The organism is Rhizobium sp. RAF36 (assembly GCF_052114105.1).
GTDB lineage: Bacteria > Pseudomonadota > Alphaproteobacteria > Rhizobiales > Rhizobiaceae > Rhizobium.
The window spans coordinates 1-13,813 of the sequence record NZ_JBFREC010000012.1 but is presented as its reverse complement, the minus strand read 5'-3'; the positions used below and the strand labels follow the sequence as shown (position 1 = coordinate 13,813).

The following is a 13,813-nucleotide window of genomic DNA, read 5'->3' as shown; positions in this document are numbered from 1 at the left end:
AGCGGCTTGGTAAATTTCAAAACGTCACTCCATCAGGCCGGGCAATCTCGCAACCAGCGCATCGATGGCGAGGCGGACTTTCGGCAGCATGACGGGCGAGCGCGGCCATATCGCGTGCGATTGGAAAATGACGGGACGCACGTCTTTCAGCACCCGCACCAGGCGCCCGGCGGCAACGTGCTCGCGCACCATCCAGCAGGGCAGCCAAACGAGGCCGGCGCCTTCGATCGCCACGTCGCAGATGGTGGCGAGATCGTCGAGCCGCATCCGCGATTTCGGCAGAACCTGCCGCCAGGGCTCGTCGTCGGTCGGGAAAACCCAGGTGCGGTGCTTGTCCTGCCGGCCATAGATGATGCCGACGTGTTTGGGGATATCTTCCAGCGACTGCGGCGTGCCGTGTTTGGCGAGGTAATCGGGCGAGGCGCAGACGGTCAGCCGCTGGTGGGCGACGAGCCGCGCCATCATGTCCTGATCGTCCTTGAGCGGCCCGTTGCGGATCGCCAGATCGTAGCCGTCTTCAAGAAGATCGATGATCCGGTCGTTGAAGGACAGGTCGAGTTCCAGTTCGGGATGGTCGTCGAGCAGTGAAATCAGGATCGGCGCAATGCATTGCCGACCGAAGATAACTGGCATGGACACCCGCAGTTTGCCGCGCACGGTCTGCTTGCCGGCTTCCAGAAGCGCTTCGCCGATCTTGATCTCTTCCAGAGCCTTCAGGCAGCGCTCGTAAAAGAAGCGGCCTTCTTCCGTCAGGCTCTGCGAGCGGGTGGTGCGGTGGAAGAGGCGGACGCCGAGGCGCTCTTCGAGCCTGGCGATCGTCTTGCCGACGGCGGATCGCGTCAGGTTCAGGCCGCTGGCGGCGGCTGAAAATCCGCCTGCTTCGACGACTTCGACGAAGACGGAGATGCCGCCAAGCTTTTCCATGAATTGTATCCTCAAGGGAACCTATCTTGGGAATTTATATCGCAACTGCCGCCATCTTTTCAACGATAACATCGCTCTCTTCGCTGAATATGCAAAGGAGCACGTGCGATGACCAAGATAAGGCAGTGGACGATCGACGGCATCGGTCCGCAGAACCTGACGATATCGGAAGGACGGATGGACGATCCCTCGGGGCGCGATGTTCTGGTGCGGACCGAGGCCGTTTCGCTGAACTATCGTGACAAGCTGGTGCTCGAAACCGGCATGGGGCTGCCGCTGCAATTTCCCTTCGTACCGGCCTCCGATATGGCGGGTGTCGTCGAAGCCGTCGGCCCCGGTGTGACGCGCTTCAAGCCGGGAGACCGGGTGATCTCGACCTTCTCTCCCGGCTGGATCGACGGCACGAATGCCGGGAATGCGCGCAACCCGCCCTACCGCACGCTCGGCGGCTTCTATCCCGGCGTGCTTTCCGACTATCTGACCTTTTCCGAAGACTGGTTCGCCAGGGCGCCGGACAGCCTCGATGCGGCCGAGGCCAGCACCTTGCCCTGCGCCGGCCTGACGGCTTGGTTCGCGCTGATCGAGCGCGGCCATCTCAACGCCGGACAGAAGGTGCTGATCCAGGGAACCGGCGGCGTTGCGCTGTTCGGCCTGCAGATCGCCAAGGCCCATGGCGCCGAGGTCTTCATCACATCAGGCAGCGCGGAGAAGCTCCATCGTGCCCGCTCCATCGGCGCCGATCACGGCTTCGGACGGGAGAACTGGGTAGAGACGCTTTATGGCCTGACAGCCGACTACGGTGCGGATCACATTCTGGAAATTGCCGGTGGCGCCAATTTTGGCGAGGCGCTTAAGGCGGTTGCCGTCGGAGGGCATATCCATGTCATCGGCGTACTCGACGGTTTCGAGGTGTCCGGTCCCGTCGGGCCGCTGCTTCTGAAATCACCGACGGTGCAGGGCATCAGCGTCGGCCATCGCCGGGCGCTCGAGGATCTCATCCGCGCCGTCGATGTTTCAGGCATCAAGCCGGTCATCGATCATCGCTACGCTTTCGAGGAACTGCCGGAGGCGCTGGCGCATCTCGACCGCGGCCCGTTTGGCAAGCTCGTCATCGAATTTTGAGAAACCGGCTCCCGCAATCGCGCGGGAGCCTTCCATCATCACGCCGCAGCCGCTTCGTTCTCGAAGCCGAAGCCTTCGTCGGCCCAGCCGGTCATGCCGCCGATCATCACCTTGACATGCTTGCCGAGACGCGCGAGGCGGAGCGCTGCCTTGTCGGTGCCGTTGCAATGCGGACCGGCGCAATAGACGACGAAGAGCGTCTCCTCCGCCCATTCCGACATGCGATGCGCCGTCATCTTGCCATGCGGCAGGTTGATGGCGCCGGGGATGTGCGAGGCCGCAAACATTGCGGGCGAGCGGACGTCGAGCAGCACGAAATCGGTATTGCCGGCGGCGAGCGATGCATGGACGTCCCAGCAATCGGTCTCGAAGGCGAGCTTGCGAGCGTAGTAGGCGGCGGTGGCTTCCGGGGAGGCGGCAGGGGTTTCGCTGACGTGGCTTGGCATGGGCGGTTCCTTCTGTTCGGGTTGCCGCCTGTTATCGCCGATGCTATGGCTTGGCGAAATTGGCCAGGATGACGATGAACGTAAAGATCATGCCAAATGGACCCCATGTCGCGGTGCTGGCCTATGACGGGCTCTGCACGTATCGGCACCGGAAAAAGACAATTCTATTTGGGTAAAGAAGCAGATCTAATTCGGGTAAAAATCAATTTTAGAATCGAGTTTACCCGTCACGCACCGTACTGAAATCCAACTATTATAGTACCGTGGCTGTCTCCGGCCATCGTTGCGTGTTTTTGAGGCAAATACGGTAGCATTTGGGGCTGTCACAGTAATATCTTGTTTGAATCTGCGTCCCACTAGGACAAGAGTCCAGTAGTGCGATCCCCTGCAAAGATGTCGCGTTCTCAACGCCCCGAATTCAGATGCTCGTCATCGTACTGATGGGTAAGATGCTTCGTGTGGATTACCCACCCGTTCGACCCGGAAGGCGGCGTAAAGGTCACACCCTTGCTGGCGTAATGCCGGACGAGTTTCTCCACGCTCGCGATACCTGCAGTTCCGTTTTCCGCCATGTAGATCGTTCTGGAGCTCACGCCGGAATCGTTGCTCACCTCGATCTGAGTCTGACCGACGATGAGGCGAGCAGCTGTGAGGAGGCGGGAAGGCGGTCTCATAAGGATTGAGTGTCACCAAATCCTTCGGCAATCAAACGATAGTTGACAATTGCTGATTCGCCGCAAATAAATGCGCTTGATAAGATTCGAATTGCTGACAATCAGAAATTCGAAGCAGGGTTAAATCGAATCGTATCCGACAAGGGGAAGCGCGTGAACACGTTCCAATGGATAGACAGCCAGGCGACCGAGCGCCTGCTTGAAGACATACATCGGGCTAATGCAGGTGACTTCGACATGATCGATATGGCAAACACGCCGCTGCTCGAAGGCTACAAGGCAGTCATAGGACACGCCTATGCCCTCTCTGGGGTCGTCAGCGGCCATCCGCGTCTGCGGGAGGGCAGGGAGATAGTCACCAGTCAGCTGTTCTTCTTGGATTCAGAACGCGGCATCGCAAGGACGATGAATCGTTGGTATCGCTTGGAAAATCGCGAGCAGACCGGGAGAAACTAAAATGAAGTTCGCGGATCCGAGAACCAGAACCGAGGCGCTTTTGAAAGATGTGGCCGTCCTGCTTGCTGGATGCGGCCTTGCGCGCGCCGCCAGAGATGTCGGCAGACTGCGGTATCGCGTGAATGGATTCTTGGTTTTCGTCGTTCCCCCAGGGTATCGGGTTGATGAGTATGAGGCCGCTGCATTGGCGGTACTTGGCGTAAAACGAAATAGTTGGACGGGTGACTGGGTGGATAAGGATGTCAGGGTTCGTCTCGCCAGCCCACCTCGCGTTAAGGGTACACCTCATAGGCCAGCATCAATCTTTGACCTCAAGGGGGTCGATATCCTGATCGCAGGCAACATTGACGAAGTGCCGAAAGACGTACGGTTCGCCGCCACGGCGGTGGTCTTTGTGGACCCGCCGACGGCCCAGCACATCAATGCCGCAAGGCGATTGTTCGGCAAGGAGCCATTTTCCATCGAAGTCGCTTCCGAGCTTGCCAAGCGCCCTCAAAATGCAATGCTTGCCGCGATCCTAAAACCAGATTTCACCGAAGATTGCATTGCGGTCATCGACGGCTTCAACAGTTTGGATGCGACAGGCCCCAGCCTTTTCGAACTGCCAGGCTACGATGAAGTGAAACCCTGGGCGAGGGATCTTGTCGACAACGTATCCCGGTGGCGTGACAAGAAGCTTGCGTGGAAGCTGGTACGGGCCGGCGTGTTGCTTTCTGGCCCACCTGGCACGGGAAAGACACTGTTCGCGTCTGCGCTTGCCACCGCGCTGGGAATGAGGTTGGTCTCTACTACGGTGGGAGCTTGGCAGTCGGCGGGTGCCCTAGACGACATGCTTGCAGCGATGCGTAGGACGTTCGAGGACGTGAACGATGGAAAGGGGGCGGTATTATTCCTCGACGAGATCGACGCCATCGGCAAGCGCCTCGCCAAACCGTCAGGAGACCCCAGCGATACCTATTGGCAGGTCGTCGTCACGGACTTCCTGACCCTGTTGTCAACTCTCGGGGAAGGGGTCGTTGTGGTAGGTGCCACGAACTTTCCAGATTGGATTGACTCCGCGATCCTACGGGCCGGAAGGATTGACGAGCACTTCGTGCTTTCGCTGCCTGACACTCAGACGAGGGCGGAAATCCTGAGCCATCACGCGGGTGGCGTCCTGCCGCCCGAATCCTTGACAGATATTGCCCTCGAGCTTGAGGGAAAGCCGGGAGCGGATCTGGAGCGCTTAGTTCAGAGAGCTCAAAGGGCGGCACGGAACGACAACAGAGAACTTGAGTTGCGCGATCTTGAGGCACAGCTTCCCGAGAAGGTACCCTATACCGCCGAGCAGCTGCTGCGGTTGGCGGCGCACGAGGTTGGACATGGATTGGTCTCGCTCGCGTTGGGTCACTCGACAGCCGCAATGATCGAGATAAGGGATAGTTTCGACCCGAGCGGCGAAGGATCCATCGGCGGGAGCACGGTCTACAATCTCGAGCCCGATCACTTCCCGACGGAGACAACCCTGCTGAATCGAATAGCCGTATCCTTGGCGGGGATGGCTGCGGAGTTTGTTGTGTTCGGGGATCGATCTATCGGCGCAGGCGGGATCATTGGCAGCGACATCGAGCGAGCGACTGCTGTTGCGCGACGAATGGTAGGGAGCTACGGGCTCGGCAAATCCCCAGTGTTCATGGGCACCGTCAAGGATCTAGGGGACAAACCGCTTCCGGAGAAAATGGAAGCCGAGGTAGCGCAAATCCTTGAGAACCAATGGGAACGCGTGAGGAATATGTTGATGAAGGATCGGGAGCGAATCCTTGGGCTCGCAGGTGACATTGTCGCTCACGGTTCCGTGAAACTGGAGCGTACTGGAACGGCGAGCGCGGCGTGACCTACCGTCAGTCGGCGCAAATAGCTCTTCGTCGGGTGCCGGGTGTAGTTTCGAATCTTTCGGTGGTTGCGTAACTGCGCGGAAACTGTCGCGCGTTATCAACATTGCGTTTGCAGGATTTAACCGGAGACCAGATGAGTGAACTCGACAAACTTCTGGCTTGAATGACAGTCATGATCATCGACATGAGCGATTCAGCGTCCAAGGTCCAGTAAGGATTCGTTGAGGCTGGCGCGGAAGTCACGTTGGTCTGCGACGAAGAGTCGTTAAAGCAAGGCGAATTGCTTGCCTTGCCTAACGTTGCGGTGATTTACCCAGGCTCGCTCGAATTCCGGCGGACCAGATACTTCGCCAACAGATTTCTGGATCAGAAGGGATGCGTGTCGCTCCTGATTGGATCGTCGGCGCCCGAACCTGCTTCGGCATGATCTTGTACGCCCGATGCCTTTGCAGGGGCGACGCGCTATCAATCATGCACAATCACGATCACCGGGTTAGCAAACGTGCTGAACGGCCGTGAAACGGACAGGCTCCGGAGACAGCGTTGAAAGACACGTCCTCTCCGGGGATCGCACCGTCCGATCTCATCGTCCCAACAGCCATGAAATGATGCCACGCCGCTTCGGCGCAGCCTGCTTGGATTGCGAAGGATCGTCGACTCTCACGTTGCCGCTAAGCTTGCCGAACAGGATGTCCATTCGCTCGGCTTCTTCCAGTTTCTCGTCGCGTGCGATCCGCTTCAGGTCGGCGGCAAGCATGTCCTTGTAGAGTTCGGCGGCGGTGGTGTCCGGACGGCTCGCCCCACAGCTCGCCGAAGCGATTGTATGGGAGGTCGAGCCCTGTGAACCGAGAACACCCGGAGCCACTTGGCGGCCCATCTTTGGAAGCGCTAATCGAGCACATCCCATGGAACGTCGAAAGCATGGCGCCAAGCGTGGACGAGGCTGAGGCGTTCGAGCGGGAAGGTCTGTGGCGCTGCCTACGTCGCAGCATATCGAGGTTACGAAACCAATCATTAAACCCTGGATAGTACACCGTCATTTGTTTTTCAGTGGGGTGTGCCTTGAGTTCTGACGACCAATCTAATCTTAATCTGAGAGTTTCTTACCTTACGGACTGTTACGGCTTCTACATTCAGCACATCAACTCGATGTTCAACTTCTTTCTGGTCGCTACCGGACTATTCGCGAACGCTTTTGTCCTAGTTTTGTCCAAAGACTTTGATCTTACGGACGGCGCCAAGTCTGCCATGTGCTGGTTCGCTGCACTGGTTTGCTTGATCTTTCTGTTGATCCATTTGGGGACGCGAAGGGATCTGGATGCGGTCGAGACCGCCCTCAGGCATGAGGAGAAGACACTATTCGCCGGATCACAAGGGTTTCTCATCACACCTGTGAAAAAGAAGCGTTTCTTCATGCGGCTGAAGTTTCTGTTCCCAGCGGCATATATAAGCTTTTTCCTCGCATTCACGCTTGTTGCGCTGTGGCAGAATCCGCCCTCATTTTTTGAGGCAGCGCAGTTTAAGGGCCTTGGATGGTTCACTGGCCCTATCACGACTGGCGAAGCAGCGTCATGTGCAGGTTTGGCTGCAACTGCTTTCGGGGCTGCTGTCGCGCAATGGCGTCCGCTTACTGGGTTGAGACTGATATTTGTAGGTACGCTTCTTCAGTTTGGGCCGGTCATAGAAAAGATCTTGGCATTTGCATTTCCGTCGACCTAGACATTCGGCCGCGAAACCCGCTCCGGCAGCGGCAGTGAACATATAGTCATCGCATCTGCGAGGTCACCCATCGGTGCTTAGGACAGCCAACTTCCCGGCTGTGCCGTGTGCACGGCCTCGTCAGCGATGCAAGCCAGAAACTGCTCTGGCAAGATCCGCTCCCATACCGAGAGCGCCTCCGTGACGAGCGCCAGAAAATGATCCTCGTCCCCGCCTTCGATGCGCCGCCATGCACTCGGCATATAGCGGACCATGATCGAGAGCGCGTAAAGAGTTGCAGCGGCGATCGTCCGGTAGTGGTGCATCCCCCCTAGGGTAGGAAGCAGCATGGCGGTGTGGTTTCCGAACGGTGACGAGTGGGTCGGTAGGACATTCCACCACACATCATGGCCATTGTGGTCAACGCGCCCACGATACACAGAGCGCCCGTCTTCGACATCAGTGATCAATTGGAGCTCTGTCACGGGCCAACCTGCATTTGCGATTTCGGCCAGAGGGATTTCGCCTGATTGGTCTATGAAAAGGCCGTATGTGCTGCCCGCCTTGACGTTCGGCGCCCGCGAGCCGAAGTTGGTGGAACTGTCGAAGGCAACTTCGATCCACCTGTGGGGGCCGCCGAACACCTCTGCGAACAGGTCATCAATTTCAGGCATTGACGCAAACAGATCGCGAAGAGTGCATACCATTGATGCCGGAAGCGTCTCGAGATCCGCCGCTGCCTTAGGCTTTCTAGTCGGAAATCCGCTGGTATCATACGAAAGAAACGACAGCCACTGGGGTAAAAAGCCAGTTGCCAGAACGCCGACGTGCAAGTCTGCGAAACCGCCAAGTTGACCGGGAAGCGTGAACAACCCATGACCTTGCTTGGTCATACCCTCCACCTCATCCAGATCCCTGGGTCCGTTTGGAGCGGCTAGCATTTCGGCTTGAGCGAAGGCCATCACGCCGTAGTAGAGGCCAAGAATCCGCCTATTTAGATGGCCACCGCGGTCTGCAGACAAGTATTCAAGCGCGCTTCGCATCGAATAGGCGATCCCAGTGCCCTTGGTTGCCGCGATGTCTGCGGGGAGAGGCACTCCTTGGACGGCGGCGCGACGTTCCACAAGTTTCCGTGCAAGTCGAACGCTGGTGAACTGGCGCAAGCGAGCGGTGACTGACTCAAGCGGGTTTTCCGAGGTGAGCCGTCGGATCCCGCTCGGTTTATGGGGCATTTTGGACGGCGACCTGTCAGGTTCTACGCGTTTGTTCAGCTGAACAAGGAAGGGGAAGAACGTATCGAGCGGTTCAACCGGGATTTCCACCCCCCTCGCGAAGATATCCAACTTGTAGGGTTGGCCGTTAAAGAAGATATGATCGACCCGTTGAGCAAGCATCAGGTATTGCGGGTTGTCGATCTCGCTGCTGCTGTAAAGAACCGCTATTTTGGTCGCTACCGAGCTTTTTGATGCGGAGATCTCGATGTAGCTGCCGCGATCGACTTCTTGGTCGACGATCGCATTCCAACCGTGCGACCGCAACGGTTTCAGGACTGTTTGATCGACCTCTCGTCGGAGTATGGCGAGACGCGGGTTTGGTGCAGGGTTAGGGAAGTCTTCCAGGAGCTTGGTCATTCGTCCCGTCCGTCATCCAAGCTGCCGGATGTTTCGTACATGCGGCTCAGTATCATACTTCCACCGTCACCGGCTTCCTTCCGGACGAAATCGAGGTAGCTGGCATTTGCAAGAACTATCAGTTGCCGAAGTTCAACATGTGTCGAGACATACTGAGAGGTGGAGTGATCGTACTCGAGCGTGAGATCGATAATCATGACGAGCATCGAAGACCCGAGCGCCACATAGTTGATATGTACCGCATCGGTGATCGCGCCATAGTGATCTACTACGCTCTTTTCGGCTCCGATCTTGAATGGCTCTGGCAGGTCATTCCCGTTGAGAACTTCAAATACGAAGCTGATCAAATCCTGCTGCTCGACCATTTCGTTCATAGTGAACGATGGCCCGCTCACAGCTCCTGCACGTCTCATCAGCGTCAGAAGGATGTCTGATATTGCAAGTCCTCCACGAGCCCACTCGACCGTTTCAGAGCTGACGCTATTCTCGATCCGATGGCTGATCACACCCATTTTTCCGTCGCTCGGTCGCACCTCTATCGTGGCCCCGCTGGTCGATAGTGCGTCGGCCATGATGAAATAGTTGCGCCATTCGGCTGCCGTTTTGAGCGTTGTTTCCGGGAAAACGGGCGTAGCCCGAAACTTGAATTCCTGACCTCTGAAATTTATCTCAAGGCTCTCGGTGACGATCCGGACAGCGAAATCTTTGACCGATCGAGCGGGCGGCGAATATATTTGCCCACTGAAGATCGCAGGTTCCGCCAAACGGTTGCGCCGGACGCTCACCTCACAAGTATCGAACGGCAAAGGCGAGATCCTAATCTCAGCCTCTGCCTCAGCCGGAAATTCTTCTGCGTCAAGCGTGATGCCAAATCTCGTATGGCGGGCGCGGAGGTTCGTTGCCTTGGCGGGGATCAATCCCAGCATCACGTCAGCGAGCTCAGCACCAGGCTCAAGCTTCAGGGTCATGCTGACCTTTTTGGCGCCCGGCTCGTAGCCGAGGGTTTTCAGTTCAGTGCGCTTTGCCGCCTCATATGCGGCTATATCCGACCCGACAGCATCGGCGACGGCCTTTCTAAAGCTTGCAGAATCTCTATCGACCTCGCGTCCAATCTTCGACGGGTAAAGACACATCGTCGCTTGATTGACCTGAAAGCGTTGTGCCGATTGCTCTTCTCGCAGCTTTGCAAGAACCTTGGCGAGGGCGTCTCCGCGCATCTCGATCAACCAGGCGGAAGTTGGTAGACGTGTATCCTTCGCGAGCTTCAGGACGTAGATGAACGAAGGCCCGGTGTCCTTGGCAAGTCTTTCGATGGAAGACAGCCTCAACTTGACCCGATCGTTATGATCCCACATCGCCTTTTGCTGGAAACGGCAGGATATCGGATTGCTTCGCTCGTCTAGCTGGCCTTGGTTCGCGTGGTCGATTGGAAACTCGACAATAAAATCCCAGCCGCTTCTGTCTCGTGTCGCCTTATTGCAAATCAGTTGAGCATCGACGCACATTGTCTGAAAGAGCAACTCGCCCTTTTCTCCGAGCTGGTCGCTGTCCAAGGAAATGTCGTCTTCATCCACCAAAAGATCACCCTTCCGTAAGCTGGCCGGAAGCTATCAGATTCTCGGTCAGCCAGAAGTGCGCAAATGGCCAGCTTCCTGACCAGGCAGCGCTGTGGACCTGTTCACACCGGCTCCTCCTGCAAAAGCTTAAGGAGGTGGTCGACCGACCATCAATCGGCAGCGGGGAGGGCGCGCCTTACCGGGTCTGCTGGCAGCAACTCGCAGTCAGCTGACTGAGAGGTTTGTCAGAAGAAGCGGTCCTGCCCGTCTGCTAGCGCACAAATGGAGATCTATCAACGGCAGCAGCGTGGCGGTCCTTGATCACCGCCCTACCGTGCGGATATCGGTTGGAACTGAGCGAACGCGGGGGAAGATCATGACCAATGGAACGCTTAGATCGATGGAGGCAATTTTTGGGGATTTGCAGCGTCTTGCGCAGTCCGAAGGCGCGTTGCACGAGATCTCCGGCCTCATCTATCGGGACTGGGTGCTCAACGTTGATTTGAAAAAAGGGCGGGTGATTGATGACCCCTCGGAGAGGTGGTCGGGAGAGAAGCTGAACACCAACGAGTTGCTGCTGTTGCTGGGCCTGCTTGTTCAGGCTCCGGATGATTGCACCTACGCAACTATCACCGTCGGCTCAGCGTTTGCGGCGGAGGCAGACCGCCTGCTACGCGAATTGCACGACAGGATCAATGCCGACGCCGCCTCGGTGTTTGACCAGGAGTCGCGGACGTTTCTCGAAAAGCCTGAGGCCCTTGGGATGTTCGCCCGGGAGGCGATCTACTACGGCCCAGCCAGCTTCTACATCCATCAGTTCATGAAATTCGCCCGGCAGCGTTACAAAGCCGATGGCACATGGTTGTTGCAGAAGACGGGTATTTCCATGCGCCCGATGATCGAGATTGCGAACTTCATTGTTCGACAGATAACGGCCAACATGGACTTCATCGGTCGTGAACGTGCGGCGGGCAAAACAGTGCACAACGGTGAGCTTACGAACAGCTTGCTAGTATCCAAAGCCTGTTTGCGGAAAAAATTTGGCTCCAAGGTCGATGCCTTCCTTTCGAAGTTCGCAATCCCTGTCGCGGGTGCAAACGGTGCATTTGACTCGCCATTCGCAATCAATGGCGTTTCCATTGCTCCCCTGATCGACCTTGGGGACTGCCTCTACGTGCCCAACCAGTATCGATTGATGGAGTCCATTTACGAGAGCCCGTTTTATTGGATGTTTGCGGATAACGCGTATCGGAACACAGCCGCGGCGCACCGAGGACTATTCCTTGAAGAGACTGCAGCCCACGTCATGCGCAAGATCTTCGGCGAGGGGAACGTGTTTATGAATGCCCGTTTTCCCGAGGCTGTCGGGAGCAAGGGCGAAGAAGTCGACGTGCTCGTGAGGTATGGCGAGTTCGTTCTGATCCTGCAGGCGAAGTCGAAGCGGATTACCCTGAAGGCGCGGGCTGGCGACCCGGAGGCGCTGAGAGCGGATTTCAAAGGCGCGATCAAGGACCCTTTCGAACAGGCGTTGGCGAGTGGCGAGCTGATAAGGGCTGGCGCCAAATGTGTGGATGCATCCGGAAAGCTCATAAAGCTATCCACGTTCCCGCGAATATTCCCGATCGTACTGCTCAGCGATATGTTCCCCGCGGCCACTATGCTGGCGCGGTCCATGCTTGATAGAAAGGCAGGCGATCCGGCCCCGGTTATCTGGGACATGGGCGTCTTCGACTGCGCGTCGCGAATGTTGCCATCGCCAATCGAAATGCTCTTCTATCTGAAAGCGCGCGGTGACGTCTTCGATCGTATAATCTCCGACAGCGAGTATAACTATCTGGGCTACCACATTAAGGCCAAGCTGGCTCTGCCGCCTGACGCTGACTTCATGGTGATCGACCGCGACTTCGCGACGGTCGTTGACGACTATATGATCTCTGCCGATCTCGGTCTCGCTCCGATGCGGCCGAAGGGCGTGCTGGAGACGATCAAGATACCATTGATATCGGAACTGCTTGCCGAGCTGAGGAAGGCTCCCCCTGAGATTGCGGCCGTTGTGATCGACCTTTATGAGTTTTCAGGCGCGGCACTCGAAGAGGTGAGCAGGAATATCTCGATGCTTCGCGAAGAAATTGCCCGAACGGGGAAAGCTCTCAAGGCGTTTTCCATCCCTACCGAAAGCGGCGGACTAACCTACGCAGTCACCCTGGACCTATCTCCGGACAGCAGCGTTGCGGCTGCCGCCATCGGCAGGAGGCACAAATACGAAACCAAAAGCGATCGTTGGTACGTCGTCGTTGACAGCATTGGTACGGAAGGGCCGATTGACGGGCTCCTTCCATTGGTGTGGCCGTGGCGCGAGGACGAGCAGGAGGCCGAGCAGGCCGCCAAAGTGGGGGCGATGTTTCGGTCCCGGCAGGAAGAACTCATCGTCGGTGCTGCCGGAAAAGCAGAACGTTCCGCGTCGACTACAGCAAAAGAGTGACCAATTTACTTCTTCATTCCTTTCTTAATCGGCTTTCCTCTGTCCCTGATCGTCGAGGCCATATTTCGGGCACGGAGGGCAACAATGGGTTCGGCGGCGGCGCCCAAACCTTCTTCGGCATGAGCATGTTACGCCCGTTGCCTTTACTGGGGCAAAGCGCTATCAATTAGGCACAATCACGATCACCGGGTCAGCAAGCAATTGCCGGACGGCCGTGACACGGAAAGGCCTTGGAGACAGCGTTGAAAGACACGTCCTCTCCAACGGCCGCGCTGCCCCCAGGCCCTTTCCAGCACATCTGCAACGCCAAGTTGTTGCATGCCCGAATTAGTCAGGGATCGACGAAGCGAGCTGACCCTTCCGGAAGCTCCCTTCGTTCTCGATGGAGTGCCGATACGCTCCGCGTTGTCCTCACGCGTCATTCCGCGCCGTGCAGCCAAGTCGGTTGGAAACTGTTCTACAACCACGTCTTAGGCGATCGAGACGACCGCGGTGGGTTTTTGCGTTTCTACAGCTTCTCCAGGGTGTCACGCTGGCCTTTAAAGGCCGGACAGGGAGCGCAATTGTTCTTCAGTTACATCCCCGGAGGCTAGGACAAGGCTCTGAATTGTCGCGCCTGTCGAAAGCGACTTTTTGGCCAGTTCCGCCGCGCGTTCGTACCCCAACAACGGGGCTAGGGCCGTAGCGAAAGCAGTGGATGCCTGAAGGTGACGACGGCAGTAATCCGAATTTGCGGTGATGCCAGAAACACATTTCTCTCGCAGTGTTGTCACGGCATTCTCAAGTAGTTGCAGTGCTTGCTGTCAATCGGCTCGCAATGTTGACCCCTTATCGGCGTCCAATATTCACCCCCCTATAGGCGATCAGCGCTTGGCCTGCCCGGCGCTGGCCGGGGTTGCAAAGGGAAGGCCAAGTGCGGGTGATGGGTATCTTTGGCTTTAGCTTTGAGA

11 protein-coding genes and 1 pseudogene are annotated in these 13,813 nt (G+C 57.2%); 6 read left to right on the top strand and 6 right to left on the bottom strand.

Annotation, left to right across the window (positions count from 1 at the left end; genetic code table 11):
• Nucleotides 1–24 precede the first annotated feature (24 nt).
• Nucleotides 25–924 carry a LysR family transcriptional regulator gene (locus tag AB4Z25_RS27295; RefSeq protein WP_112538947.1) on the bottom strand — a complete coding sequence of 300 codons (900 nt, stop codon included), beginning with the start codon at nt 922–924 and terminating at the stop codon, nt 25–27.
• Between the two features lie 108 nt (nt 925–1,032).
• Here AB4Z25_RS27295 and AB4Z25_RS27290 point away from each other — a divergent pair, with 108 nt between their 5' ends.
• Complete coding sequence (locus tag AB4Z25_RS27290; protein ID WP_112538948.1) at nt 1,033–2,046, top strand: zinc-dependent alcohol dehydrogenase family protein; 1,014 nt, start codon at nt 1,033–1,035, stop codon at nt 2,044–2,046.
• Nucleotides 2,047–2,084: 38 nt separating this feature from the next.
• Here the strand turns inward: AB4Z25_RS27290 and AB4Z25_RS27285 are convergent, their stop codons facing one another.
• Complete coding sequence (locus AB4Z25_RS27285; RefSeq protein ID WP_112538949.1) at nt 2,085–2,492, bottom strand: rhodanese-like domain-containing protein; 408 nt, start codon at nt 2,490–2,492, stop codon at nt 2,085–2,087.
• A 68-nt stretch (nt 2,493–2,560) separates the two neighbouring features.
• On the opposite strand from AB4Z25_RS27285, the pseudogene ftrA reads away from it, so the two are divergent.
• From ftrA to AB4Z25_RS27270, 3 genes and pseudogenes are all read left to right on the top strand, one after another.
• Nucleotides 2,561–2,665 (top strand): annotated as a pseudogene (ftrA, locus tag AB4Z25_RS27280) (transcriptional regulator FtrA); the annotation flags it as partial.
• A 543-nt stretch (nt 2,666–3,208) separates the two neighbouring features.
• Nucleotides 3,209–3,622: a DUF6634 family protein gene (locus AB4Z25_RS27275; RefSeq protein ID WP_442210219.1), complete on the top strand. Its 414-nt coding sequence runs from the start codon at nt 3,209–3,211 to the stop codon at nt 3,620–3,622.
• Nucleotide 3,623: 1 nt separating this feature from the next.
• On the top strand, nt 3,624–5,495 hold the full coding sequence (locus AB4Z25_RS27270; protein ID WP_442210216.1) for an AAA family ATPase: 1,872 nt from the start codon (nt 3,624–3,626) through the stop codon (nt 5,493–5,495).
• Between the two features lie 584 nt (nt 5,496–6,079).
• Here the strand turns inward: AB4Z25_RS27270 and AB4Z25_RS27265 are convergent.
• Nucleotides 6,080–6,373 carry a hypothetical protein gene (locus tag AB4Z25_RS27265; protein ID WP_442210213.1) on the bottom strand — a complete coding sequence of 98 codons (294 nt, stop codon included), beginning with the start codon at nt 6,371–6,373 and terminating at the stop codon, nt 6,080–6,082.
• Between the two features lie 185 nt (nt 6,374–6,558).
• Between AB4Z25_RS27265 and AB4Z25_RS27260 the strand changes: the two genes are divergently transcribed.
• On the top strand, nt 6,559–7,215 hold the full coding sequence (locus AB4Z25_RS27260; RefSeq protein ID WP_442210210.1) for a hypothetical protein: 657 nt from the start codon (nt 6,559–6,561) through the stop codon (nt 7,213–7,215).
• Nucleotides 7,216–7,292: 77 nt separating this feature from the next.
• Here AB4Z25_RS27260 and AB4Z25_RS27255 read toward each other — a convergent pair whose 3' ends face one another.
• A complete protein-coding gene (locus AB4Z25_RS27255) occupies nt 7,293–8,825 on the bottom strand; it encodes a YaaC family protein (protein ID WP_442210207.1) in 1,533 nt (510 codons plus the stop codon).
• On the bottom strand, nt 8,822–10,399 hold the full coding sequence (locus AB4Z25_RS27250; RefSeq protein ID WP_442210204.1) for a hypothetical protein: 1,578 nt from the start codon (nt 10,397–10,399) through the stop codon (nt 8,822–8,824). The genes AB4Z25_RS27255 and AB4Z25_RS27250 overlap by 4 nt, the downstream gene beginning before the upstream one ends.
• 358 nt (nt 10,400–10,757) lie before the next feature.
• On the opposite strand from AB4Z25_RS27250, the gene AB4Z25_RS27245 reads away from it, so the two are divergent.
• Nucleotides 10,758–12,863, top strand: a complete 2,106-nt coding sequence (locus tag AB4Z25_RS27245) for a nuclease-related domain-containing protein (protein ID WP_442210202.1) — start codon at nt 10,758–10,760, stop codon at nt 12,861–12,863.
• Nucleotides 12,864–13,402: 539 nt separating this feature from the next.
• On the opposite strand, the gene AB4Z25_RS27240 is transcribed toward AB4Z25_RS27245, so the two are convergent.
• The gene (locus AB4Z25_RS27240) at nt 13,403–13,636 is read right to left on the bottom strand and encodes a hypothetical protein (protein ID WP_442210199.1); all 234 of its coding nucleotides are present in this window, start codon (nt 13,634–13,636) and stop codon (nt 13,403–13,405) included.
• Nucleotides 13,637–13,813 lie beyond the last annotated feature (177 nt).